This is a genomic window from Kribbella sp. NPDC023972 (assembly GCF_040639075.1).
Lineage (GTDB): Bacteria > Actinomycetota > Actinomycetes > Propionibacteriales > Kribbellaceae > Kribbella.
In genome coordinates, this window is the sequence record NZ_JBEZZH010000001.1 from 1,181,354 (window position 1) to 1,204,749 (window position 23,396).

A 23,396-nucleotide genomic window follows, 5' to 3' on the forward strand; every position below is an offset into this window, starting at 1 on the left:
CCCCGTCACCGCGTGGTGACGGGGCTCGCCTATTGCGACACGAGGTAATTCATCACCGAGGAATGGAATTCGAAGGACAAGCGCTTACCGGTAGGCGATACTGGAAAGTGCGCCGTTTTCCGGTGGCGACCCCCAACACCCGAGCATGATGGGAAGTGCGCCCGTCCAGATGCCCTCAGAGAGACCTGCCCAAGCGCCGTCTATCGCAGCCCCTACCACCCGAGCCCCCGAACGCAGCCGCAACCTCTGGCGGCTCCGACCCTACCTCCGACCACACCGCTGGCGTTTGGCGACGATGTTCTCCACCGCCATGCTGGGCGTCGGCGTCAGCCTCACCGTTCCCCTCGTCACCCGGGCCATCATCGACGGTCCGGTCACCCGCCGCGAGCTCGACCTGCTGGTCCCGCTCGCGCTGCTCGCCCTCGGCCTCAGCATCTCCGAAGTCCTGCTGGTCTGGGTCCGCCGGTGGGCCCAGTCCCGGACCGTCAGCGACCTCGAGGCCACCCTCCGGCACGACCTGTACGTGCGGTTGCAGTCGCTCCCGATGGAGTTCCACACCCGCTGGCAGAGCGGCCAGCTGCTGTCCCGCGTCACCACCGACCTGTCCACCATCCGCCGGTTCATGGGCTTCGGCCTGCTCTTCCTGGTGATGAACATCCTCCAACTGGTGGTCGTCACCGCCCTGCTGCTGCAGCTGTACTGGCCGCTCGGCCTCGTCGTACTGCTGGCGGCGGTGCCGATCATCTGGGTGTCGCTGCGGTTCGAGAAGAAGTACCTGGTGATCTCGCGCCAGGTCCAGGACCAGCAGGGCGACCTGGCCACGCAGATCGAGGAGTCCGCGCTTGGGTTCCGGGTGATCAAGGCGTTCGGCCGGCGTCAGCACGTCCAGCAGCAGTTCGACGAGGGCGCGGTCACGCTGTTCAACACCTCGGTGGACAAGGTCCGGCTGGCGTCGAGGTTCTGGAGCTTCCTCGGCGTGATCCCCAACCTGACCCTGGTGATCGTGCTGCTGCTCGGCGCGCTCGCCGTCGGCCGGGAGGCGATCACGCTCGGCACGCTGGTCGCGTTCATCACGCTGATGCTGTCGTTGATCTGGCCGGTCACGTCCCTCGGCGCCATCCTGGCGATGGCGCAGGAGTCGATGACCGCGGCGGACCGGATCAGCGAGATCCTGGACACCTGGTCCACCATCCAGTCGGGTACCGAGGAGCTGACGAACCCCCGCGGCCACCTGCGGTTCGAGCACGTCAGCTTCCGGTTCTCACCCGACTCCCCCGAGATCCTGCACGACGTCAACCTCGACCTCACCCCCGGTACGACGCTCGCCCTGGTCGGCGCGACCGGGTCCGGTAAGACCACCCTCACCGCCCTGGTGCCGCGGCTGTACGACGTGACCGGCGGGCGGATCACCATCGACGGGCACGACCTGCGTGACCTGACCCTGGAGTCGCTGCGCGGTGCGGTGGCCTCCGCCTTCGACGACCCGACGCTGTTCTCGATGAGCGTCCGGGAGAACCTCACCCTCGGCCGGCCGGACGCGACCGAGGCGGAGATCCAGCAGGCACTCCAGGTCGCCCAGGCCGAGTTCGTCAACGACCTGCCGTGGGGCCTGGACACCCGGGTCGGCGAGCAGGGGATGTCGCTGTCCGGTGGCCAGCGGCAACGACTCGCGCTGGCCCGGGCGGTGCTCGCCAAGCCCGCCGTCCTGGTGCTCGACGACACGCTGTCGGCACTCGACGTACACACCGAGGCGCTGGTCGAGGAGGCGCTGCGCAACGTCCTCGCCGACACCACCGGCATCGTGGTCGCGCACCGCGCGTCGACAGTGATGCTGGCGGACAAGGTGGCCCTGCTGCAGAACGGCACGATCACCCACGTCGGCACGCACCACGAGCTGCTCACCGACGTCCCGGCGTACCGGCTGCTCCTCGCCGCCGAGGAAGAGGAGGTGCACGCATGAGAACCGAGCAGACACCTCCGCCGCCCGACGCCGAGGAGGAGAAGTCGCCGGAGGAATCCTGGCGGGGGTACTTCGAGGACGAGGGCGACCGGGAGTTGTCGAGGGCAACGACCATCCGGCTGAAGGAGGATTCCCGCAAGCTGCTCGGCGAGCTGCTCCGGCCGTACCACAAGCTGATCTGGATCCTGGTCGTGATCGTGGTGGTCGAGAACGGCGCGCGGCTCTCGGTGCCGTACCTGGTCCACCTCGGCATCGACAACGGCATCCCACCGATCCTGGCCGGCGAGGGCGCGACGACGCTCATCACTGTCGTGATCACCGTGTTCGCGATGGCGTTGCTGCAGGCGTTCGCGCGCCAGCTCTTCCTGATGCGGTCCGGACGCCTCGGCCAGACCGTCCTGCTCGGCCTGCGCCGCCGGGTGTTCGACCACTTCCAGCGGCTCAGCCCGTCGTTCCACGACAAGTACACCTCGGGCCGGGTGATCTCCCGGCTCACCTCGGACGTCGGCGTCATCGACGAGATGCTGGCGAACGGTTTCGACAGCCTGGTCACGGCGCTGCTGACGTTGATCGGCACGGCGATCCTGCTGCTGACGCTTGACTTCAAGCTCGGGTTGCTGGCGCTGCTGTCGTTCCCGGCCCTGATCCTGATCACCGCCTGGTTCCGGCGCCGGTCCGCCGTCGTGTACCGCCGTACCCGCGAGGCCGTCGTCCTGGTCATCGTGCACTTCGTCGAGTCGATGACCGGGATCCGCGCGGTGCAGGCGTTCCGCCGGGAGCCGCGCAACGAGGAGATCTTCCACGGCGTGAACGACAAGTACCGGGAGGCGAACCTGGAGTCGTTCCGGCTGAACGCGATCTTCATGCCGTCGATCAAGGGCGTCGGCAACATCACCATCGTCGCGATCCTCGCGTACGGCGGTTACCAGGCCTACCACGGTCACGTGACGGTCGGTGTGCTGACCGCGTTCCTGCTCTACCTGCGGCAGTTCTTCGAGCCGCTGCAGGACATCTCGCAGTTCTACAACACCTTCCTGTCCGCGAGCGCGGCGCTGGAGAAGCTGTCCGGCGTGCTCAACGAGAAGCCCGACGTACCGGAGCCGGTCAAGCCGGTGCGTCCCGGCAAGAGCCGCGGTCACCTCGAGCTGCGCAACGTGCGGTTCCAGTACGTCGACGGCGTACCGGTGCTGCCCGGCCTCGACCTGGATGTGCCGGCCGGTCAGACACTTGCACTGGTCGGTACGACGGGAGCCGGCAAGACCACGATCGCCAAGCTGGTGGCCCGGTTCTACGACCCGACCGGCGGTCACGTGCTGCTGGACGGGATCGACCTGCGTGACCTCACCGAGGACGACCTGCGCGAGCGGGTGGTGATGGTGACCCAGGAGAACTTCCTCTTCACCGGCACGGTCGCGGACAACATCCGGTTCGGCAAACCGGACGCCAGCCTCGACGAGGTGGTCGAGGCGGCCAAGGTGATCGGCGCGCACGACTTCATCATGGCGCTGCCGGACGGGTACGAGACGCAGGTGGAGAAGCGCGGCAGCCGGTTGTCCGCCGGTCAGCGACAGTTGGTCGCGTTCGCCCGGGCGTTCCTCGCGGATCCCGCTGTACTGATCCTGGACGAGGCGACATCCAGCCTCGACATCCCCAGCGAGCGGCTGATCCAGCGCGCGCTCCGGACCATCCTGGCCGACCGTACGGCGATCGTCATCGCGCACCGCCTCTCCACAGTCGAGACCGCGGACCGTGTTCTGGTCCTCGAACACGGCCGAATCATCGAGGACGGCGCTCCGCACGACCTCATCACCACCGGAGGAAACTACGCCGGCCTCCACCAGGCCTGGGAAGACTCCCTGGCCTGAGGTTGATGTGCTTGCGGGCGCGTGGGGTTGTTCCTCCCCACGCGCCCGCCGAGCGACTGCCTGTGGTGTCGCCTGCAGGTGATTCCCGGCGGATTCTGTCGGGGCGGGTCGGTAGCGTGAACGGCATGCTGACGACGCTGGCGGTGGAGAACTACCGGTCATTGCGGCGGTTGGTCATGCCCCTGCGCGGGCTGAACGTGGTGACCGGGGCGAACGGTACGGGGAAGTCCAGCCTCTACCGCGCTCTCCGCCTGCTGGCCGACGCATCCCGCAACGGCGCCGTCGCGGCCCTGGCACGTGAGGGCGGTCTTCAGTCGACGCTGTGGGCGGGTCCTGAGCACGTACGCAAAGACAGACCGGTGCAGGGCACTGTCCGGACCGGGCCGGTGGCGCTCCGGATGGGATTCGCGTCCGAGGACTACGGGTACGCCGTCGACTTCGGGCTGCCGATACCCACAAGCGGCGTACGCAACGAACCATCGGCGTTCAATCTGGATCCGGTGATCAAACGTGAGTCGCTCTGGGCCGGGCCCTTCCTGCGGCCGGCGGCGCTGCTGATGGAGCGTGGTGGCGGCGGGGCGCGCATCCGCGACAGCGATGGTCAGTGGCAGGACGGCGGGCACGTGCTCCAGCCGTTCGACAGCATGCTGAGCGAGTTCGCCGACCCCCAGCGCGCGCCCGAGCTCCTCGCCCTGCGCGAACGCATGCGAGCCTGGCGGTTCTACGACCACCTGCGGACCGACACCGATGCACCAGCTCGACGCGCCCAGATCGGCACCCGCACCCCGATCCTCGACCCGGAAGGCGCCGATCTCGCTGCCGCGCTCCAGACGATCCGGGAGATCGGCGCGAAGGGCGCGCTCGACGAGGCGATCGAGCTGGCGTTCCCCGGCAGTCGCGTCGAGATCGTCAACGCGGCCGGACGATTCGAGATCGCCTTCCGTCAGCATGGCCTGCTCAGACCGCTCTCCGGCGCCGAACTCTCCGACGGCACCCTCCGCTACCTGCTCTGGGTCGCCGCCCTGCTCACCCCACGCCCGCCCGAGCTCCTGGTCCTGAACGAGCCCGAGACCAGCCTCCACCCGGACCTCCTGCCCGCACTCGCGAATCTCGTCGTCACTGCCGCCAAGGACGCACAAGTCATCATCGTCACGCACTCCCGCCCGTTCCTCGCCGCCCTCGAGGCGCTCGCCGACGACCTCCACACCATCGAGCTCATCAAGGACCACGGCGCCACCACCATCGCCGGCCAACGCCCCCTCGACGAACCACCCTGGAAATGGCCGACGCGCTAGGTGAATCCAGATCGCGCCACCGCCGTACTCTTCGATTCGAGGACTGAAGTCACAGCTCGGGGACGTCACCGGATCCGCTGATGAGGGCAATGATCGTCGTACCGCTGGCGAACGCTCCGCGACTCACCTGGTCGACGAGTGCGTACATCATCTTGGCCTCGTACACCCAATCAAGCAGCATGCCATGTCTCGCGTCGAAATCCTCGATGAAGGCTTCCAGCTCAGGCGTCCGCTTCGCATAGCCACCGAAGTGGTAGTCACATTCGAGGCGCCACGTACCGACCCGCGAGTTATAGGTGGCCTGCTGCAGCTCGACGATCTCACCCTCGAGAAAGCCGCCACCTTTCAGGACCGGAACACCGACCACCAATTGATGCACGGTCAGTCCCGCTGCGACGCCGGCCAGCGTGCCGCCGGTGCCAACCGCGCAGAACAGCACGTCGAACGGCTCTGTCAGTTCGGCCGGAAGTTCTGCGCATCCGAGCACAGCGGCACTGTTGCTGCCGCCTTCAGGGAGCAGGTGGAATTCGCCGAACTCTCGGCGCAAGCCGCTGATCACGGCATCCGAGGTCTTGGCGCGGTAGGTAGTCCGATCGAGATAGGTGAGCCGCATACCGCGGGCCGTGGCGTAGGCGAGCGAGGGGTTCAGGGGCAGATGCTCCTCACCCCGGATCACGCCGATCGTCCTGAAGCCGCCGTAGTGGCCAACCGCGGCTGTGGCCCGGATGTGGTTCGAGTAGGCGCCGCCGAAGGTCAGGAGCGTATCCAGCCCGCGCTCGCGCGCCGAGGCGACGTTGTACTTCAGCTTGCGCCATTTGTTTCCGGGGATCTCGGGGTGGATCAGATCGTCACGCTTGAGCAGGACACGAACGCCCGAGCCGGCCAGGCGGTCATCGTGAAGCTCCGCCACCGGGGACGGCAGCCGAGGATCAACCGACTGAAGCTCACGCACCTTAGTCCTTGACGGATTCGAAGCGGACCAGGATGAGGGAGCCGATGGCGGACAGGATGAAGCCGGCTATGGCGCCGGGCCACCAGCCGGAACGGACGGCGTCGGCGAGGACGAAGACGCCGACGGCGGCCGGGGTGATCGTTTGGAGGGCGATCATCGGGGTGGTTGCCAGTGTCACCGAACCGCGCTGGAGTGCCAGCGAGTAGAGGATGAACGCCAGCGCCCCGCTGATCGGCAAGGTGTACGTCGTGGGGCTGCTGAGCAACTCGGCGATCGAGCCGTCCTGGAGCAATCGCGCCGAGATCGCGACGCCGGCGTACCCGAGTCCGGCCAAGAGGCCGAGCAAAGCAGTGGAGACGCCGTGTTTAGACCGGCTGGCCAAGGCGCCGAGTACGGCGATGAGCACGAGGCCGACGATGATGCCGATGGTGAGGCCTTGGTGACGGGTGCTGTCACCCGCATGGCCGGCCGATACCGCGAGCAGGCCGAGACCTACGCAGACCCCGATCACGGCGGACCATTCCAGCGCGCTCAGCTGATCTGACATCAGCCGGGTCGCCAGCAGAGCGGTGACCACGAGACTGGCTGCGATCCCCGCCTGGGCGAGGTAGAGCGGCAGCAGGCGCAGGGCGACGAAGTGCAGTGCGAAGCCGGCCAGGTTCAGTACCAGGGCGGCGAGGAAGGCCGGCTGCTTGAGCAATGCGACAACGAATCCGGCGAGCCGCCGCGGGTCCAGTTCAGACTCGGTCGGCACCTTGCGCGAACCGACGGCCTGCAGAATCGCGGCGACACCGAAAAGCACCGCGGCACCCAACGCCGCGCCAAGACCAAGAACCACCTAGGCGACCTTGCGTCGGGGTACCCAGAAGGTCAGGTACAGGCTGAGGACCCCGTAGTACAGAAGATAGGCCAGCGAGATCGCGACCACGATGGCGTTCGGGTTCGGCATCTGGGCGAGCAGTACGGCGTACGACGCCAGCCAGATCGCCGTCGTGAGCAGGTTCAGCGACCGGAACGCCTTGGTCCGGGACGGGTAGACGTACTTCACCGGGATGAAGACGAGCACCGAGCAGACCACCAGGATCACGCCGGTGGTGACCGGGCTGAGGCCGAGGATCACCACGTAGAACGCGACCACGTTCCAGTAACTGGGGAAGCCGAGGAAGAAGTGGTCGTCGGTCTTCGCGTCGACCCGGCAGAACTGGTAGCTGGAGGCAAGCAACGGCAGCGCGGCCAGGACCGCACCCCAGGCCCCCTCCGGCAGGTAGTCGCCGGTCCAGAGCAGGACGATCGGGGCGAACGCGTACGTCAGGTAGTCGACGATGTTGTCCAGCATCGCGCCGTCGAACCACGGGATGGTCTCCTTCACCCGTAGCCGGCGTGCGAGCATCCCGTCCGTTCCGTCGATCACCAGTGCGGCCAGGCCGAGCCAGAGCGCGCGGACGGCATCCCCGTCGACGGCAGCGATGACGATCAGCAGCGCGAGCACCGTTCCGCTCGCGGTATAGGCATGCAGTGCCAGTCCGGCCAGACGCAACCGCGTCGACCCGACGAACGGTTCCCGCACCGCGTCGTGTGTGGTCAGGACGACTCCCAGAACTCGGTCGACGCAGCGCGCCGGACTACTCGCGCCAGCGTCTCACAAGCCGAGGGCGGTGCCGTTGACCCCCTGCCCTTCCACGCCGGATCTGTGCGCGGACTTAACCCACCGTCCGCGCACCCGATCAGCGCGCAACCGCAGCGGTGTCCGGCCTTACCGCACCGGCTCCAGCACGAACTGGGGAATCTTGCGGGTGGTCTTGGTCTGGTACTCGGCGTACGGCGGGTAGGCCGCGACCGACCGCTCCCACCACTCGTCGTACTCCGCGCCCTCGATCTCGCGGGCGACGAACTCCTTGGTGACCTCGCCGTCCTGGAGCGTCACCTTCGGGTCGGCCTTGAGGTTGTAGTACCAGACCGGGTTCTTGGGGGCGCCGCCGAGCGAGGCGACCGCGGCGTACACGCCGTTGTGCTCGACCCGCATCACTGGGACCTTGCGGAGCTTGCCCGACTTGGCGCCGCGCATGGTGAGCAGCACGACCGGCATACCCATGATGTCGACCGCCTCGGTGGTGCCGGCCGCCTCGACCTTCTCCACCTGGGTCCGGACCCAGTCGGTCGGACTCGGGGCGTAGTCGTCGTTCTTCGATGTCATGTCACCAACTCTAATGGTGATACGTCATCATCAACAATCACGGCGCGTCGTCAGCTCCCTCCGGGGGCGCCAGCGCGGCTTCGACCTGTGCCGTTTCGGCGATTTCGGCGATCACCTTCAGGCGGCGGTCCCACTGGGCCGCGACGTCCGCCATCCAGGCTGCGGTGGCGGTCAGTGCGGCCGTGCGGAGCTCGAAGCGAACCTCGCGGCCCTCGCGGCGGCTCTCGACCAGGCCGGCTTCCCGCAGTACGGCGAGATGCTGCACCACGGCCTGCCTGGTCACGGGCAACTCGCCGGCCAGCGAGGTCGCCGTACCTCCACCGTGGGCCGCCAGCAACTCCACCACGATCCGCCGCGTCGGATCACCCAGCGCCTCCAGCACCCCATCGACCCGAACGACGGGATGCTCAGGGTCGTTCACAACGTTGGCGCCAACTCCGTGAGGGCGGCGAGACCAGCATCCCAGCCCTGCGCCGACTCCTCGGCCCGCTTCTCCTGTTCCTCCGCCGACACCTCCAGTCGATCGAACCCGCTCTCCACCACGTGCAACCTGGTCCCCTCACCTTCCGGCGTGAGGGTGAACTCCACCAGGTTCGAATTCCCCGGCAGCGGATCGACGCCCGGATCGACGGCGTACCGATACGCGAACCGCCGTCCTGGCTCCACCTTCTCCACGAATCCGAGAAACTCCCCGTGCTCGTCCCACCGCATCACCAGCCGACCGCCCGGCCGCAGATCGATCTCAGCGCCGCCGAACGCATACCACCGGGCAATGCTCTCCGGCTGAGTCACAGCCGCCCACACCACTTCCGGCCGCGCCTCGACGTACACCTCAAGCTCCACCCTGCTCTCCATACCCCCACCCTGCCATCAAACGCCTTTGACGCGCAAGTCGCCACTTTCACATCGGCAGCGCGCAGGACTGGAGTTGGGTGGCGGTGGCGATGGTGGCTTCGATCCAGCGGCGGCGGAGGAAATGGGCCTTGAGCAGGCGCTCGACGCCATCAAGGACGACCAGGCGGCCGCGGTAGGCGACCAGGTTGATCGGGTGGTCGAGGTCGGCGTCCATCACCCGCTGGTAGTGGGCGCGGAAGTTCATCGGGGTGGCCGCGACCTGGTTCGGGGTGACCTTGAAGCGTTCGCCGTCGAGCTGCCACAGCGGCAGGTCGAACATCCAGACCAGGTCGGCGACCTCCACCGGCTCGACCTTGAGGTCGAGCTCCCACAGCTTCTCCAGCTGCCAGCGGTACGGCGGGAACACGTCGCGGACCGAGTCCGGCATCGACGCGAGCAACTCCTCGAACGAGACATCGGGAGCAACCCGCCCACCAACAGCGCCGGCCTCCAACGAGACATCGGGAGCAACATCGGCGCCGGCGTCAAACGAGACATCCCTGTCCATCGTCACGACCGAGCAGGTTACGCCATCCGCAGGCCTCAGCCGCGCGCCGTGCGATGGATGATGACGATCGCGGAGTCGTCGCCCGGACCGCCCGCCGCCGCGACCAGCTCCGCGGCACCACCCTCGAACCCCTGCGCGACAAGGCGTTCCGCGTGCCCCGCCAGCCGGTCGGTCCCGCGCCCGATGTCGCGCAGCGGCGTCTCGACCATTCCGTCGCTGTAGAGGAACAGCGCATCCCCCGGCTTCAGCTGCCCGTGGTTCGCCTCGAACTCCGGTGCCTCCATCAGTCCGAGCAACGGGCCGTCGGCATCTCTGGTCTGCCAACGCCCGGACCACGCGTCGAACTGAATCGCCGGCGGATGACCGGCCGTCCGTACGTCGAAGTCCCCGGTCTTCAGGTCGACCACGACATGCACCACGGTGGCGAAGTCGTCGTCCCAGTCCTGCCGCCGCATGTACCGGTTCGCCGACGGCAGGAACTCCTCCACCGGTACGACGCCGAGCAGCCCGCCGAACGCACCGGACAGCAGCAGCGCCCGGGTACCCGCGTCGATTCCCTTGCCCGAGACATCGACCAGCGCGACCTCGAGTACGTCGGCGCGGGTCGTCGACACGACGAAGTCACCGGAGAACGTCGACCCACCCGCGGACCGGATCGCGGCCTCGGCCCGCCACCCGGCCGGCAGGTCCGGGAGTTCGCCTTGAGCGGTGAGCGTGTCCCGCAACTCCATCAGCATCGACTCGCCGCGCGTCCCAGGTACGCCGAGCTGGCTGCGCACCTTCGCGCTGGTGATGACGATCCAGCCGACCACGCCGAGCACCAGGACGAAGCCCATCTTCGGCAGGGACGACGGTTGCGACATGACGACGAACGAACCGAAGGTCAGGGTGATCAGAGTCAGCGCGACCAGTTGCCGGAAGCGCAGCAGCAGTCCGCCGAGCAGCAGCGGAATGATCAGGACGGCGGCGGGCACATGCGTCGGCCAGGCCAGGCTGAACGCGGCGAAGGCCACGGACAGCAGCAGCAGCGCGGCGAACGCCAGCCGGTTGGATCTGCGCGCGCGCCGGACCAGCGCCTCGACCCGGCGGCCGATCCGTCGTACCTCCGTGAGACCGCCGCTCTTGTTCATGGTGTGAAGAAGATAACGGGACCGACCGGTCCGCGCATCCGCTCGTAACACAACTGATGACTGTCAGCTCTTGCGAGTGAGGCCGGTGCGCTGGCACTTCGGGCACCAGAACAAGTTGCGCCCGGCCAATAGCTCGGTCCGGATCACCGAGTGGCAGACGTGGCACCGCTGCCCGTGCCGCCGGTACACGTACACCTCGCCGCCGTGGTCATCCTGGCGCGGGTCGCGGCCCATCGCCTCCGGGGTGTGGTCGTCGGCAACGGTATCGATCCGGCCGGTCTCGACGCCGTACTTCATCAACTCCAGCAGGTCGTCCCACATCCCCTGCCACTCGCGCTTCCTCACCAGATGGCCGCGGGTCATCGGATGCAGCTTCGCCCGGAACAGCACCTCGGCGCGATAGACGTTGCCGACGCCGCTGAGTACTGCCTGGTCCATCAGCAGTTGCCCGATCGGCAGCTTGCTGCGGTGGATCCGTTTCCAGGCCAGCTCCGGGTCAGCGTCGTCGCGCAGCGGGTCCGGGCCGAGACGTGCGATCAACGCCTCGCGTTCCGGATCGGTCAGCACCTCGCACACGGTCGCTCCGCGCAGATCGGCGTACGACGACTCGTTCTGCAACCGGAGGCGGACCTGGCCGACCGGTTCGGGTACGGGCGCCGGCCCGAAGTCGACCTTGCCGATCAGGCCGAGGTGGATGTGCAGCCAGCCGGCGCCCTCGAAGTCGGCGAGGAAGTGCTTGCCATGGGCCTCGGTCTGCCGCAGCACGTGTCCGTTCAGCAGTGCGGCACCGTCGGCGAACCGGCCTTGCGGGCTGGACGCCTGGACCGGGCGGCCGCCGAACGCGTCCCAGACGTCGTTCGCCAGCCGGTGCAGAGTGTGACCTTCGGGCATCATTCCTCTTATGGGGACGACAGGTGGTGCGAAAGGTGGCCGGAGCGGGCCGCCTACTCCGGCGGTTGTCGGCACGGGTCGCTCGATGCGGGCCCGCGACGTCTCCCGGCCGTCGCAGCCGGTCAACCGCCGGCCGGTGCTGCCGCCGGCGGAGGACGAGCAGGAGGCCGGCAAGGATCAGGGCAGCGGCGGGAGCTCACCGGTCGACTCGTAGGCGGACAGCATGTCGATCCGGCGGGTGTGCCGGCCCTCGCCCGAGTAGTCGGTGGCCAGGAAGGTCTCGACGAACCCGGTCGCCTCCTCCTCGGAGTGCATCCGGCCTCCGACGCTGATCACGTTCGCGTTGTTGTGCTCACGGCCGAGCCGCGCGGTGTCGGTGCTCCAGGCCAGGATCGCCCGGACCCCCTTCACCTTGTTGGCCGCGATCTGCTCACCGTTGCCGGAGCCCCCGACCACGACGCCGAGGCTGCCGTCCTCCTTCGCCACCGCCTCGCCGACCCGCAGGCAGTACGGCGGATAGTCGTCGACCGCGTCGTACACGGCCGGGCCGTGGTCGACGACGTCGTGTCCGGCAGCCGTGAGGTGCTGGACCAGGTGGTTCTTCAGTTCGAAGCCGGCATGGTCGGAGCCGATGTGCACTCGCATGGCCCGCAGTCTCGCATCCCCTACCGACGGTCCGGTACGCCGGGCACGGTCAGCGCCCCGGTCAACCCGGTCACCTCCGCGGACGCCTTCTCGTACGGCGTGCCCGCCGGATGGAGCGTGAACACCGCCACGATGACCCGATCGTCCGGCCCTACCGTCCCGGTCGTGTGCAAGGCATCGCTGACCAGATCCACCGGGCTGTCCACCGGCTTGGCCGTGTCCGTGCCGTAGCCACTCGACCCGTGGAAGCCTGACCAGCCCTGCTTGATGCTGAAATCACGATCGAAGACGGACGCGATCCCGAAGAACTGGTCGAAGCCGTCCGTTCCGTACTGCGTCGCCTGGTGCAGCTGGCCCATGACCAACTCCCGCACCGGCTGTGGCGCCTGGTCCAGGATGTACCGATAGACCTGAATCGTGTCCGCGGCCGTGATGGCGACGTACCCCCAGAAGCCCGGGTGGGTGGCGGGCGGCCCGGCCGTGTGGGTCAGGCCGAGCCGCGTCACCATCCGGTCGACGATCGCGGTGCCGCCGAGCTGTTCCCAGAAGTGACTCGCCGCGTCGTCGTCGCTGCTGCGCAACATCACCTCGATCCGGGTGCGGTCCTCGGCCGGAACGTCGTACGCCGGAGCACGATCCCAGAGGTAGTCGAGCACGATGAGCAGCTTCACCACGGACGCGGACCGGAATCGATGGTTCGCGTTGTGCTGCTGGACGAACCGCCCGGTCCCGCGGTCGAAGACGGCGTATCCCGCCGTCACGCCGTCGGGTAGGGCAACGATTTCCGACCGTTCGTCACGCATCGTCATCTGGAACCTACTCACCACCGGAGGGAAACTCTTGGTGAGCAACCTTCACCAGCTGGCGCGGATCGAAACAAGCCGTGAAGCACAGACCGAATCAGTCGAAGATCGGGCCGCGGTCCCGGGTCCGCTTGATCTCGAAGAAGCCCTCGGTGCCGGCTACCAGCCGGACGCCGTCCCAGAGCTTGCCGGCCGCCTCGCCCTTCGGTGCGGGCGTGACCACCGGGCCGAAGAACGCGCTGCCCTCGACCGCGATGACCGGCGTACCGACCTCCATCCCGACCAGGTCCATCCCGGCGTGGTGCGACTTGCGCAGCGCGTCGTCGTACCGGTCGGTGTCGGCAGCCTCGATCAGCGACGCCGGCAGCCCGACCTCCGCGAGGGCCTCCTTCACCACGTCGCCCTTGCCGTCACCGATGCCTCGGCCGTCGACGTGGATCCGCTGCCCGAGCGCGGTGTACAGCGGCAGCAGCACCTCGTTGCCATGCGCCTGCTCGGCCGCGATCAGGACCCGGACCGGGCCCCAGGCGTTCTTCAGGAGGCTCTTGTAGTCATCGGAAAGGTGGTCGCGGCCATCGTTCAGGACGGCCAGGCTCATCACGTGCCAGGTCGTCGTCACGTCCCGGACCTGCTCGACCTCGAGCATCCAGCGAGACGTCATCCAGGCCCAGGGGCAGGCGGGGTCGAACCAGAAATCGGCGGGGGCAGTCATATTCGCCATCATACAAAGTCGAACCACTTGGCACCGGTTTGGTATCCATGGCCCAATGTCGCGGGGAAACCCTCAGCGAACCTGGCAGCCAGGTGCATAGGATGCCGACATGCCTGGAACCAACCTGACGCGCGATGAGGCGCGTACCCGTGCCGGGGTGGTCAGCGATGTCAGCTACGCGGTCGAGCTGGACCTGACCACTGCCCCGAGCGGCGCTCCGACCTTCCGGTCGGTGACCACCATCACCTTCGCGGCCACGGCCGGCGCGAGCACCTTCGCCGACCTGATCGCGGAGCGGGTGCATGAGGTGACCCTGAACGGCCGCTCGCTGGACCCGGAGACGGTGTACGACGGAGCCCGCGTCCAGCTGGACGAGCTGGCGGACCGCAACGAGCTGACGGTGGTCGCGGACTGCACCTACTCGCGCACCGGTGAAGGGCTGCACCGCTCGGTCGACCCGGCCGACAAGGAGACCTACCTCTACACCCAGTTCGAGGTGCCGGACGCCCGTCGGGTGTTCACCACGTTCGAGCAGCCAGATCTCAAGGCCCCTTTCACTTTCACCGTGTCCGCACCGGCCCGCTGGGTGGTCATCTCCAACGCGCCGACGCCCGAGCCCACGCCGTACTCCGGCGAGAACGGTGAGGAGCTGGCCCGGTGGGAGTTCCCGCCGACCGAGCGGATGTCGACGTACATCACCGCTGTGGTGGCCGGTCCGTACCACGTCGTCACCGACACGTACGACGGGCCACACGGCAGCTACCCGTTGTCGCTGCTGTGCCGTCCGTCGCTGAAGGACGCGCTCGACGTCGACGACCTGTTCGAGGTGACCAAGCAGGGCTTCGAGCTGTTCGAGCAGGCGTTCGGTACGCCGTACCCGTTCCACAAGTACGACCAGGCGTTCGTGCCGGAGTACAACATGGGCGCGATGGAGAACGCGGGCTGCGTCACCCTGCGGGACGAGTACCTGTTCCGCAGCCGGACGACGCATGCCGAAATGGAGTCCCGGGCGAACACCGTGCTGCACGAGCTCGCGCACATGTGGTTCGGCGACCTGGTCACGATGACCTGGTGGGACGACCTGTGGCTGAACGAGTCGTTCGCCGAGTGGGCCAGCCACTGGGCCCAGGCGGTCGCGACGACCAAGTACGCCGGTGCCTGGACGACCTTCTGCAACGCGCGGAAGAACTGGGCCTACCGGCAGGACCAGCTGCCCTCGACACACCCGATCGCCGCGGACATGGTCGACTTCCACGCGGTCGAGGTGAACTTCGACGGCATCACCTACGCCAAGGGCGCCTCCACGCTGCGTCAGCTGGTCGCGTTCGTCGGTGAGGACACCTTCATCACCGCGCTGAAGGAGTACTTCTCCGACCACGCGTTCGGCAACACCGAGCTGACCGACCTGCTGAAGCCGCTGGAGAAGGCGTCCGGGCGCGACCTGGACGACTGGACCGAACGCTGGCTGCGCACAGCCGGCGTCAACACTCTGCGGGCCGACTTCGCCGTCGACGCCGAGGGTGCGTTCACGTCGTTCGCGATCGAGCAGACCGCGGCGGAGAACTTCCCGGTCCTGCGGCCGCACCGGCTGGCCGTCGGGCTGTACCGCCGTACCGAACAAGGCCTGGTCCGGACCGAGCGGTTCGAGGTCGACATCGACGGCCCACGGACCGAGCTGCCCGAGCTGACCGGTGCCTCCCAGCCGGACCTGGTCCTGCTGAACGACGACGACCTGACCTACGCCAAGATCCGGCTGGACGAGCGGTCCCGGGCCACGCTGGTCGACTCGATCGACCAGTTGACCGAATCGTTGCCTCGGGCACTCGCCTGGGGTGCCGCCTGGGACATGACCCGGGACGCCGAGATGCCGGCCAGCCAGTACGTCGACATCGTGCTGCGCGGTATCAAGACCGAGACCGACCTGACCGGTGTCCGGTCGCTGCTGTCCCAGGCGACCAGCGCGATCAACCTCTACGCGGCCCCGGAGAACAGGCCTGCCCTGCGGGACCGGTTCGAGGCGGCGCTCGCCGACCTGCTCGCCGGCGCCGAGCCGGGCAGCGACCACCAACTCGCGTTCGCCCGGGCTTACAGCTCCGCGGTGTTCTCCGCAACCGGCGCCGACCGGCTGGCCGCGTGGCTCGACGACCGCGACCTGCCGTCCGGCCTGGTGGTCGACACCGACCTGCGCTGGACGCTGATCGTCGCGCTGGCCCGGCTCGGCCGCATCGGCGCCGACGAGATCGAGGACGAGCTGACCCGCGACACCACGATCACCGGCCAGGAGCGGGCCGCACAGGCACGGGCCGCCCGGCCGACCGCGGAGGCCAAGGAAGAGGCGTGGCGGATCGCGGTCGAGGCCGGCGACACCCCGAATGAGACGCAGTTCCGCACCATCCTCGGCTTCCAGCAACCCGGCCAGGAGGACCTGCTCCGGCCGTACGTCGAGAAGTACCTGAGCGCGGCCAAGGACGTCTACACCCGGCTCGGCTCCTCGATGGGTGAGAACGTGCTGGTCTACCTCTCCCCGCGCAACCTGCCCGAGCAGTCGACGCTCGACGCGCTCACGTCCTGGCTGTCGACCGAGGCGTCGTCGGTGGACGCTCCCACCCAGCGCTACGTCAGCGAGGCCCAGGCCGACCTGACCCGCGCCCTGGCGGCGCAGGCCCGCGACGCAAGCTGAAACACGACACCGGCGGTCTCTCGGTGAGACCGCCGGTGTTGTCTTGGACCCGGTAGCGGTAAAACTGGGTCGGTGCCCGCTTCTGACCCCGCCCTGGCTGGTGCGGCAGCTGTTGCGCTGACCGGACTCGCCGAGGCGTACCGCCCTCGCCCTGTCACTCCCCTGATGCCCTGGCGCGACCCGCACCGCCTGGTGAAGCCGTACGTCGTCACGGCGCGCGGACGGCAGTGGGACGACCAGATGGTCGACTCCGCGCGCGCCACCGCGACCCGGCAACTGGAGTTCGACGACGCGATGGGGTCGGTCGGGCTGGCTGTCGTAGTACTGCACCTCGGCGACGACGGGGTCTACCTGGTCGTGCAGAGCTGGGCGAAGGACTTCCAGTCCCGGCTGAGCATCTTCAGCGGGATGGACGTCGACGATCTCCGGCCTGCCCCGATCGGCGCGGCCCCCTGCGTGTGGGAGCTCGAGGTGCTCAGCCACGAGCGAGCGGCGTACGTGACACACATCCTCGGCAACGGTGTCGACGTGGACGCCTGGCTCGACGACGCCCTCGACACCCGTCCACAACCGAGACGGGGCGCCATCCCGTCCGGCACCTAGGCCGCGTCGCAGATCGCGTTGTCGACCAGCTTTCTCGCGGCGCTCTCCTGGCTGAGTGCGGCCTCCATCGAGTCGTTCAGCTGGGTCGACATGGAGAGGACGACGCTGTGCCCGCCGTCCTCGGTGGACCCGAGTCGCGTCTTGTAACCGATCTGGTCACCGCTCGGGATCCACACCGTGCCACCGCAGGACAGATCTCTGGAGAAGACGCCCAGTCCGTAACGAGCGCCCGGCCACATCTGCTCGACGCTCTCGTCGACCGCGACCGTCCGCATCATCTCCTGCAACTGCGCCGGCTTCAGCAAGCGCCCGCCGAACAGCGCGCGGACGAAGACGTCCAGGTCCCGCACCGTCGAGATGTAGCCGCCGGACGCGTCCGCGTCGGTCAGCTTGGTCGTGTCGGTGTACTTCCCACTGGTGAAGCGCGTGTAGCCGTGCGCGTGCGGTCCGGCGATCCGTGGGTTCGTCCCGGGGAAGTACGTTTGGTGCAGCTTGAGCGGACGGACGATCCGCCGGTCGACTTCGTCGTACCAGGTTCGGCCGGTGACGGCTTTGATGACCAGGCCGACGAGGTCGTAGCCGGTGTTGGAGTAGCTCCAGCCCTCCCCCGGCTGGAAGTCCGGGGCGTGACTCAACCCGGCCCGGACGATCTCTTCCTCGGTGTGGGGGAGGTACCGGCGTTCGTAGTACTCCTGCGCGCTCTGGATGTTCGGGAAGTAGCCGTCGTAGATGCCTGCGGTGTGCTGGAGCAAGTGCCTGACGGTGATACGCCGGCCGTCGTAGCCGTTGCCCTGCACGAGACCTGGCAGCCACTTCTCGACCGAATCATCCAGCCCGATCCGCTTCTCGGCGACCAGTTGGAGTACGACGGTCGCCACCAGCGTCTTGTTGGTGCTGCCGATGCGGAACCTGCCGTCTGGTCGCGGCGGCTGCTGACCGTCCAGCTCGGCCACTCCACTGACCACAGTGCGCGACCCGTGCGCTGACGTCTCCCGAGCAATGACGCCGGTAACGCCGACAGCCCGGATCGCGTCGGCATCATCTTGCAGTCCCAGCCGCCCGGCCACAGCACTCGCGGGTACGACGGATGCCGCGAGCGTGACCGCGACGGTCAGGATCAGTGGCTTGAATCTCATGTCCGAACTCCTCCAGTAGGTCAAGCACTTGCCTGGAGGTTTCAGCGCCGGGGATTTCCCACCATCGCCCGCAAACCCGGACAGTGGTAGCGCGAACGCTACCCGTGAACATCAAACGATCGTTCTTCTGCGGATAGTGAGGAGGTGACCGCAGCCCGCGATCCCTTGTCCACAAGGAGATTCTCATCACGTGAGCACTACTCATTTATGTAGCTGTTCGGTCTAAGCTGCACGCAAATATCCGCCACAGGGGAATTCTGGGGAGGGACCCTTGCCGTGACACGAGTGGATCACCGGAGGCCGCCCGCCCGAGCCGCCCGGCGACAACAGAAGAGCCCTTCCCGACGCAGTGAGTCCCCGCGGGGACACGCGCGTAGGCCACAGCGATCGCACAGTGCGGTCGGCGCGGCGATCGTGGCAGCCGCCGCGATGGTCGCCGTGTTCGCCTTCATCCTGACCAGGGGATCGTCGACGCCGCCCACCGACGGTGATCTCGGGGTCGGCGCGGCAGCCGACGGCGGCTCCGCCGCGGCGGCGCCCAACGTGCCGACGCAGAGTTCGGATCCGTCGCCATCGGTCCACACGGCCAAGGCCGATCGCAAGCCGCCGGCCTCCTCCGCGGCCCCCAAGCTCAAGACGAGTGCCACCCCGAACACCGGACCCACGTCGCCGGTGTTCAAGCGCGGCCAGTGGATCGTCGTGATGGAGAAGTACGGGACCGACGGCGGCCTGGACGCCGAGCCCCTCGCCAAGGCCACGGCGGTCAAGCTGATCAACGCCGGCGTCCCGGCCAAGGCGATGCTGGTCAACGGGCAGTACCCCGGGATCGCCAACAGCTCGTTGGAGCCGGTGACGGACACGTGGATCGTCTACCTCGGCCCGGGTACGTCGTCGGCACAGATGCTGAACCTGTGCTCCGCACCGGCGACTCAACGCGCTTACAGCAGCCCCGCCTGCCCCACCTACGAACCAGCCGGCGCGCCCGCCAGCTGATCGACCAGGTCGGTAGCCAGCCGGGCGTGCAGGTGCGAGTGGTGCCGCTGCCCGGTGGTCTCGACGTAGTAGTCGCGCATGACGCCTTCCAACTGGAAGCCGGCCCGGGTCGCGACCCGGCATGAGCCCTCGTTGACGAGGGCGTGGTCGAGCGACAGCCTGTGCAGGCCGAGCCCGTCCGTGGCGAAGGCCCATCGTGCTGCCGCGTCCAGTGCCCGAGCGGCGAGTCTGCGGCCGCGTGCGGCCGGGCTCACCCAGTACGCGACGACCGCCTGGTCCGGCACGCGGTTGACGTCGCGGACCGCCATGGCACCCAGCACGTAGTCGCTGGCTGCGTCCGCGATCGCGAAGACAGCGTGGCCGCGGGCCCAGCCGTCGATCCGCGACTCGAGCCAGCGTTTCGCCCGTTGGTCCGCGGGTGTGCGGATCACCGCCATTCCCGCGGTCCACCGGAGGACGCCGGGATCCTTGAGCGCTTCCGCCACGGCCGACTCGTCCGTCCACTTGAACGGACGCAACACCACGTCGTCCAGCTCGATGCGGTGCGGCTGCAGCGGGCTCACTGCTTGTGCGGCTCGTTCGCGTGCAGGAGCGGAGCCTGGTGCGCGTGCTGACCCAACTGCTGTACGCCGGTGACCAGACCGCCGGTCAGGTCCCCGGTGGCGAACGACGTCTGCATGGCCAACGCGGCCAGGCCGGCCGAGGTGTCGCTGAGCTGCCGCTTCGCGATCGCTCCGGTGACGATCTCCAGCCGGCGTCCGGCCGGATCGACGTACACCAGGACGCTGCGGTCCGGGTCGTCCAGCTCGTTCAGCAGCTCCAGCGCGAATGGACGCGTCTCGGAGTCCGCGCCGCCGACGTACACGGAGAAGTGCAGGCCGGAGACCTCCTCGGCGTGCCGGACCGCCTTCTCGATGTCGTAGAGCTGGTCGGGGGTGAATGCGTCACCAGCTGGCACTTGCGCCTCCGGTCGAACGGGCGACGCCTGCACCGGCGCTCGCAGTGGTCCCCGGTGCGCCAGGCAGCTCGGGCAGGTTGGCGGGGTCGGGTTTGGTGGCGGTCGGCCCGTTGATCCAGACCGGCGGCGCCCACCAGGACAAGCCCGGTCGGTACCGCGGTCCGTTCGCGATCGACGGCGCGAAGACCAGGAGCGCCACCACCGCGATGACCAGTGCGGGGATGCCGACGAACACCAGCAGGGTGTGGCCGGAAACTTCAGTGATCACACCCAGAGCCTAATCCCCCGGCATCCCGTACCTACTCACGCCCTGTCAGCAACCTGCTCCTCCGGAGCTCAGCAGCCTCCACAGTTGTAGTACGTCACATCCCAGTGGTTGCTCTCGAGCGCGTAGATGTTGCCGGCCGCGCTCCGCCACTGGGCCGCACCGTCACCGCGGTCGGCGATCCGCGTGAACGTGTTACGGATGTAGTTGCCGACACAGGTGTAGAGCGAGAAGTCGACCTTGTAACCGTTGCGGTGGCTGTAGGTGCCGCTGGCGTGGCCGACCTCCGTGCCACCGGTCAGGTTGATGGCGCACCCACTCGCCTGCTTCAGCGTGCGTACGCCGTACACGGTGGTGTCGTTGATGTTGGTGAACGACGTACAGGTCGGGTTGTTCCAGTCGGAGCAGTTGCCGCTGGACGACCAGGTGATCCCGGCGGCCCGGAAGATCGCGGTCGCCTGCGAGTGCGTCATCTTGGTGACCGCGGCGGCCTGGTCGACGGCGACCACACCGGGCAGCAGGCCGGCGAGTACGGCGACGACCGGGACGAGGACGCGGCGGAGCACAGTCTTCATGGGGACACTCCTTGAAATATGGGGCGGCTATTTCAAGGAGTGCACTTCCCAAGAAAGTTATTGACGAAACTTCAGGTTGAATCAGAAACGAACATCCGAACACTGGTAGAAGGCTTGCCATCGGCGGGACCCGCGGCCGGGAAACCCTTCGGGCCTTCGACACTATGCGGTGACTAAATGTTGAGGGCGCCGATCAATCTGCGCAGCCGTTGGTTGTTCGGCAGATCCTCGATCAGCACCGGCGAGCCGTCCGGTCCACCGAGCGGCACCCGCCAGTTCGGGTACTCGTCCGTGGTGCCCGGCTGGTTCTGCGTACGGCGTTCCCCGACCGCATCTGTCAGTGACACGCCGACCAGCTTCGCCGGCGTGTGAGCGACGTACCGATGCAAGGCCTCGACGATGCGTTCGACGTCGCCGTCGGTGTCGCTGAGCAGGTGCCGTTCGCGCAGGGCGTTGAGCCACGAGTCCCGCTCGGCTTCGTCCACCTCGAGTTCCTCGGCGACGGGCCGGGTCAGCAGACCAAGCCGGTGGCGCAGCTCGACGTGGTCTCCGGCCAGGTAGCCGGCGGTCGGAGGCAGGTCGTGGGTGGTGACGGTGGCCAGGCACAGCTCACGCCAGCGCTCAGGCGCCAGTGGCTTCCCGGCGGCGTCCCGCTCGAACCACAGCACCGACGTACCGAGGATGCCGCGCTCGGTCAGGTAGTCGCGCACCCATGGCTCGACCGTGCCGAGGTCCTCCCCCACGATGCTCACACCGGCCCGTGTGGCCTCCAGTACGAGGATGCCCACCAGGGCCTCGTGGTCGTACCGCACGTAGGTGCCCTCGGTCGGCCGCTCCGGCGATGTCACCCACCAGAGCCGGAACATGCCGAGGATGTGGTCGATCCGCAGCCCACCACCGTGCCGCATCACCGCCCGGACCAGATCACGCCAGGCGGCGTACCCGGTCTCGGCCAGCGCGTTCGGGCGCCACGGCGGCTGCGACCAGTCCTGACCCTGCTGGTTGAACGCGTCCGGCGGAGCACCGACGTGGATGCCGGCTGCCAGCACGTTCTGCAGCGCCCACGCGTCCGCACCATCCGGGTGTACGCCGACAGCCAGGTCATGTACGACGCCTAGCGACATGCCGGCCGCCTTGGCCCGGGCCTGGGTACGGGCCAGCTGGTCGTCCAGCTGCCACTGCAGCCAGCAGTGGAACTCCACCGCATCCGGGTTCTCATTGCGGAAGGCGACAACAACCGGAGAGCCCGGGTCCTGCAACTCCTCCGGCCACTTGCTCCACTCCGGCCCGTGGACGTCGGCGATCGCGGCCCAGGTGGCGAAGTCGATCAGTCCTTGGCTCTCCCGGTCGCAGTACGCGCCGTACTCCGCGATCCGGCCGATCGACGGCCGGACGCCGAACAGCAGCTGCAGCGCCTCCCGCTTGGCCGCCCACACGGTGTCACGGTCCAGTGCAGTCGAGTCCTCGCTCAGCGCCCGGGTCTGCAGGCTCAGGGCCCGGACGCGATCCCGCTCGGCCGGTGCGAGGTCGCCGTACTCGTCGATGTCCTCGATGCGGAGGTAGATCGGGTTGCCGAAGCGCCGCGAGGCTGGGAGGTACGGCGAGGGCTCCATCCGCCCGGAAGTCTCCGCGGCGTGCAGTGGGTTCACCAGGACGAAGCCGGCGCTCAGGTCGGTCGCGGACCAGGCAGCCAGGTCTGCGAGGTCGTGCAGGTCGCCGATGCCCCAGGACCGGCGGGAGCGGACGGAGTACAGCTGCAGCACCCAGCCCCAGGTGCGGTGCAGCTTCTCCGGCTCCAGCTTGCGCGGGGTGACGATCAGCGTGCTGACCGCGATCTCCGGGTTACCGCCGACCCGCGCGCACAACCGGTGGTACCCGATCGGCAGGTCGCCCGGCAGTTGGAAGGTCGCCTCACCGACCTGGATGCCGTCGATCCACTCCGGCTCCACCCAGCGGTCCTGCTGCGTGATGTCCCGCCGATGCCCGCCGTCCTCCAGGTCCACCCACACCTCGACTGGGGACCCATGTGGCAGGTGTACGACGAACCAGGGCGTCCAGCCCTCCCGCATCACCAGAGTGGCCGGCAGCGTACGACGCCAGCGCGCCTGCCGGTGCTCCTCCAGCGCCATGGCCGCCTTCTCCGGCGTCGACGCGTCCACGCCAAGTGCCGCGAGTACGGCGGACACCACCTCGCTGGCGACGATCACGTGCTCGCCCTGCCAGTTCCAGTACTCCGTCGCCACGCCATGGGCAACCGCTAGCTCGACAAGGGCGGGAGTAGGAGCAGTCACCCCAGCGAGTCTGCCGCATCACCAGCCCGAACGCCCAAGACACGCC

Annotated in this window: 25 protein-coding genes; 7 read left to right on the forward strand and 18 right to left on the reverse strand. The window is 68.1% G+C overall.

Annotated features, from left to right (window positions below; all coding sequences use genetic code 11):
• The first annotated feature begins 295 nt into the window (after nt 1-295).
• The 3 genes from AB0F43_RS05410 to AB0F43_RS05420 all read left to right on the forward strand — a co-directional run bounded on the left by AB0F43_RS05410 (nt 296) and on the right by AB0F43_RS05420 (nt 5,120).
• The gene (locus tag AB0F43_RS05410; protein ID WP_360470962.1) at nt 296-1,960 is read left to right on the forward strand and encodes an ABC transporter ATP-binding protein; all 1,665 of its coding nucleotides are present in this window, start codon (nt 296-298) and stop codon (nt 1,958-1,960) included.
• Nucleotides 1,957-3,825, forward strand: coding sequence for an ABC transporter ATP-binding protein (locus AB0F43_RS05415; protein ID WP_360470965.1), 1,869 nt, complete (start codon nt 1,957-1,959; stop codon nt 3,823-3,825). The genes AB0F43_RS05410 and AB0F43_RS05415 overlap by 4 nt, the downstream gene beginning before the upstream one ends.
• Nucleotides 3,826-3,950: 125 nt before the next feature.
• Nucleotides 3,951-5,120 carry an AAA family ATPase gene (locus AB0F43_RS05420; protein ID WP_360470967.1) on the forward strand — a complete coding sequence of 390 codons (1,170 nt, stop codon included), beginning with the start codon at nt 3,951-3,953 and terminating at the stop codon, nt 5,118-5,120.
• Between the two features lie 49 nt (nt 5,121-5,169).
• Here the strand turns inward: AB0F43_RS05420 and AB0F43_RS05425 are convergent, their stop codons facing one another.
• The 9 genes from AB0F43_RS05425 to AB0F43_RS05465 all read right to left on the reverse strand — a co-directional run bounded on the left by AB0F43_RS05425 (nt 5,170) and on the right by AB0F43_RS05465 (nt 11,689).
• Nucleotides 5,170-6,072 carry a pyridoxal-phosphate dependent enzyme gene (locus AB0F43_RS05425; protein ID WP_360470970.1) on the reverse strand — a complete coding sequence of 301 codons (903 nt, stop codon included), beginning with the start codon at nt 6,070-6,072 and terminating at the stop codon, nt 5,170-5,172.
• A gap of 1 nt (nt 6,073) precedes the next feature.
• Nucleotides 6,074-6,910, reverse strand: coding sequence for a hypothetical protein (locus tag AB0F43_RS05430; RefSeq protein ID WP_360470973.1), 837 nt, complete (start codon nt 6,908-6,910; stop codon nt 6,074-6,076).
• Entirely contained in the window at nt 6,911-7,639 is a 729-nt protein-coding gene (locus AB0F43_RS05435) for a CDP-alcohol phosphatidyltransferase family protein (RefSeq protein ID WP_360470975.1), read from the reverse strand.
• 186 nt (nt 7,640-7,825) lie between these two features.
• Nucleotides 7,826-8,266 carry a nitroreductase family deazaflavin-dependent oxidoreductase gene (locus AB0F43_RS05440; RefSeq protein ID WP_360470978.1) on the reverse strand — a complete coding sequence of 147 codons (441 nt, stop codon included), beginning with the start codon at nt 8,264-8,266 and terminating at the stop codon, nt 7,826-7,828.
• Nucleotides 8,267-8,303: 37 nt separating this feature from the next.
• The gene (locus tag AB0F43_RS05445; protein ID WP_360470981.1) at nt 8,304-8,687 is read right to left on the reverse strand and encodes a metalloregulator ArsR/SmtB family transcription factor; all 384 of its coding nucleotides are present in this window, start codon (nt 8,685-8,687) and stop codon (nt 8,304-8,306) included.
• Nucleotides 8,684-9,121, reverse strand: coding sequence for an SRPBCC domain-containing protein (locus AB0F43_RS05450; protein ID WP_360470984.1), 438 nt, complete (start codon nt 9,119-9,121; stop codon nt 8,684-8,686). Before AB0F43_RS05450 ends, AB0F43_RS05445 begins: the two co-directional genes overlap by 4 nt.
• A gap of 46 nt (nt 9,122-9,167) precedes the next feature.
• Entirely contained in the window at nt 9,168-9,668 is a 501-nt protein-coding gene (locus tag AB0F43_RS05455; protein WP_360473022.1) for a hypothetical protein, read from the reverse strand.
• Between the two features lie 35 nt (nt 9,669-9,703).
• Nucleotides 9,704-10,798: a PP2C family protein-serine/threonine phosphatase gene (locus AB0F43_RS05460; protein ID WP_360470987.1), complete on the reverse strand. Its 1,095-nt coding sequence runs from the start codon at nt 10,796-10,798 to the stop codon at nt 9,704-9,706.
• A 63-nt stretch (nt 10,799-10,861) separates the two neighbouring features.
• Nucleotides 10,862-11,689 carry a DNA-formamidopyrimidine glycosylase family protein gene (locus tag AB0F43_RS05465; protein ID WP_360473024.1) on the reverse strand — a complete coding sequence of 276 codons (828 nt, stop codon included), beginning with the start codon at nt 11,687-11,689 and terminating at the stop codon, nt 10,862-10,864.
• A gap of 10 nt (nt 11,690-11,699) precedes the next feature.
• Here AB0F43_RS05465 and AB0F43_RS05470 point away from each other — a divergent pair, with 10 nt between their 5' ends.
• A complete protein-coding gene (locus tag AB0F43_RS05470) occupies nt 11,700-11,903 on the forward strand; it encodes a hypothetical protein (RefSeq protein ID WP_360470990.1) in 204 nt (67 codons plus the stop codon).
• On the opposite strand, the gene AB0F43_RS05475 is transcribed toward AB0F43_RS05470, so the two are convergent.
• The 3 genes from AB0F43_RS05475 to AB0F43_RS05485 form a co-directional block, all read right to left on the reverse strand.
• Nucleotides 11,867-12,334, reverse strand: coding sequence for a ribose-5-phosphate isomerase (locus AB0F43_RS05475; protein ID WP_360470992.1), 468 nt, complete (start codon nt 12,332-12,334; stop codon nt 11,867-11,869). The two genes, AB0F43_RS05470 and AB0F43_RS05475, sit on opposite strands and share 37 nt — an antisense overlap.
• Nucleotides 12,335-12,354: 20 nt before the next feature.
• Entirely contained in the window at nt 12,355-13,158 is an 804-nt protein-coding gene (locus AB0F43_RS05480; RefSeq protein WP_360470995.1) for a hypothetical protein, read from the reverse strand.
• Nucleotides 13,159-13,234: 76 nt separating this feature from the next.
• On the reverse strand, nt 13,235-13,849 hold the full coding sequence (locus AB0F43_RS05485) for a DsbA family protein (protein WP_360470997.1): 615 nt from the start codon (nt 13,847-13,849) through the stop codon (nt 13,235-13,237).
• Nucleotides 13,850-13,958: 109 nt separating this feature from the next.
• Between AB0F43_RS05485 and pepN the strand changes: the two genes are divergently transcribed.
• The gene (pepN, locus tag AB0F43_RS05490) at nt 13,959-16,529 is read left to right on the forward strand and encodes an aminopeptidase N (RefSeq protein ID WP_360471000.1); all 2,571 of its coding nucleotides are present in this window, start codon (nt 13,959-13,961) and stop codon (nt 16,527-16,529) included.
• A 72-nt stretch (nt 16,530-16,601) separates the two neighbouring features.
• The gene (locus AB0F43_RS05495) at nt 16,602-17,132 is read left to right on the forward strand and encodes a hypothetical protein (protein WP_360471002.1); all 531 of its coding nucleotides are present in this window, start codon (nt 16,602-16,604) and stop codon (nt 17,130-17,132) included.
• Here AB0F43_RS05495 and AB0F43_RS05500 read toward each other — a convergent pair.
• Entirely contained in the window at nt 17,129-18,268 is a 1,140-nt protein-coding gene (locus tag AB0F43_RS05500; RefSeq protein ID WP_360471005.1) for a serine hydrolase domain-containing protein, read from the reverse strand. The two genes, AB0F43_RS05495 and AB0F43_RS05500, sit on opposite strands and share 4 nt — an antisense overlap.
• A 414-nt stretch (nt 18,269-18,682) precedes the next feature.
• Between AB0F43_RS05500 and AB0F43_RS05505 the strand changes: the two genes are divergently transcribed.
• Nucleotides 18,683-19,261 carry a hypothetical protein gene (locus AB0F43_RS05505; protein ID WP_360471008.1) on the forward strand — a complete coding sequence of 193 codons (579 nt, stop codon included), beginning with the start codon at nt 18,683-18,685 and terminating at the stop codon, nt 19,259-19,261.
• Here AB0F43_RS05505 and AB0F43_RS05510 read toward each other — a convergent pair.
• The 5 genes from AB0F43_RS05510 to malQ all read right to left on the reverse strand — a co-directional run bounded on the left by AB0F43_RS05510 (nt 19,231) and on the right by malQ (nt 23,350).
• Nucleotides 19,231-19,824: a GNAT family protein gene (locus tag AB0F43_RS05510; RefSeq protein ID WP_360471010.1), complete on the reverse strand. Its 594-nt coding sequence runs from the start codon at nt 19,822-19,824 to the stop codon at nt 19,231-19,233. The two genes, AB0F43_RS05505 and AB0F43_RS05510, sit on opposite strands and share 31 nt — an antisense overlap.
• Nucleotides 19,821-20,219: a DUF5130 family protein gene (locus AB0F43_RS05515; RefSeq protein ID WP_360471011.1), complete on the reverse strand. Its 399-nt coding sequence runs from the start codon at nt 20,217-20,219 to the stop codon at nt 19,821-19,823. Before AB0F43_RS05515 ends, AB0F43_RS05510 begins: the two co-directional genes overlap by 4 nt.
• Nucleotides 20,206-20,487, reverse strand: coding sequence for a hypothetical protein (locus AB0F43_RS05520; RefSeq protein WP_132207581.1), 282 nt, complete (start codon nt 20,485-20,487; stop codon nt 20,206-20,208). The genes AB0F43_RS05515 and AB0F43_RS05520 overlap by 14 nt, the downstream gene beginning before the upstream one ends.
• A 68-nt stretch (nt 20,488-20,555) precedes the next feature.
• Nucleotides 20,556-21,059 (reverse strand): hypothetical protein, encoded by a 504-nt coding sequence (locus AB0F43_RS05525; RefSeq protein WP_360471015.1) that lies wholly within the window; start codon nt 21,057-21,059, stop codon nt 20,556-20,558.
• A gap of 173 nt (nt 21,060-21,232) precedes the next feature.
• On the reverse strand, nt 21,233-23,350 hold the full coding sequence (malQ, locus tag AB0F43_RS05530; RefSeq protein ID WP_360471018.1) for a 4-alpha-glucanotransferase: 2,118 nt from the start codon (nt 23,348-23,350) through the stop codon (nt 21,233-21,235).
• Between the last annotated feature and the right edge of the window lie 46 nt (nt 23,351-23,396).

Excerpts from the sequence above, each read along its gene's own strand:
- AB0F43_RS05410 (WP_360470962.1), top strand. The coding sequence starts at position 296 with ATGTTCTCCACCGCCATGCTGGGCGTCGGCGTCAGCCTCACCGTTCCC.
- AB0F43_RS05415 (WP_360470965.1), top strand. The coding sequence starts at position 1,957 with ATGAGAACCGAGCAGACACCTCCGCCGCCCGACGCCGAGGAGGAGAAG.
- AB0F43_RS05420 (WP_360470967.1), top strand. The coding sequence starts at position 3,951 with ATGCTGACGACGCTGGCGGTGGAGAACTACCGGTCATTGCGGCGGTTG.
- AB0F43_RS05440 (WP_360470978.1), bottom strand. The coding sequence starts at position 8,266 with ATGACATCGAAGAACGACGACTACGCCCCGAGTCCGACCGACTGGGTC.
- AB0F43_RS05450 (WP_360470984.1), bottom strand. The coding sequence starts at position 9,121 with ATGGAGAGCAGGGTGGAGCTTGAGGTGTACGTCGAGGCGCGGCCGGAA.
- AB0F43_RS05455 (WP_360473022.1), bottom strand. The coding sequence starts at position 9,668 with ATGGACAGGGATGTCTCGTTTGACGCCGGCGCCGATGTTGCTCCCGAT.
- AB0F43_RS05460 (WP_360470987.1), bottom strand. The coding sequence starts at position 10,798 with ATGAACAAGAGCGGCGGTCTCACGGAGGTACGACGGATCGGCCGCCGG.
- AB0F43_RS05465 (WP_360473024.1), bottom strand. The coding sequence starts at position 11,689 with ATGCCCGAAGGTCACACTCTGCACCGGCTGGCGAACGACGTCTGGGAC.
- AB0F43_RS05470 (WP_360470990.1), top strand. The coding sequence starts at position 11,700 with ATGGGGACGACAGGTGGTGCGAAAGGTGGCCGGAGCGGGCCGCCTACT.
- AB0F43_RS05475 (WP_360470992.1), bottom strand. The coding sequence starts at position 12,334 with ATGCGAGTGCACATCGGCTCCGACCATGCCGGCTTCGAACTGAAGAAC.
- AB0F43_RS05485 (WP_360470997.1), bottom strand. The coding sequence starts at position 13,849 with ATGACTGCCCCCGCCGATTTCTGGTTCGACCCCGCCTGCCCCTGGGCC.
- pepN (WP_360471000.1), top strand. The coding sequence starts at position 13,959 with ATGCCTGGAACCAACCTGACGCGCGATGAGGCGCGTACCCGTGCCGGG.
- AB0F43_RS05500 (WP_360471005.1), bottom strand. The coding sequence starts at position 18,268 with ATGAGATTCAAGCCACTGATCCTGACCGTCGCGGTCACGCTCGCGGCA.
- AB0F43_RS05525 (WP_360471015.1), bottom strand. The coding sequence starts at position 21,059 with ATGAAGACTGTGCTCCGCCGCGTCCTCGTCCCGGTCGTCGCCGTACTC.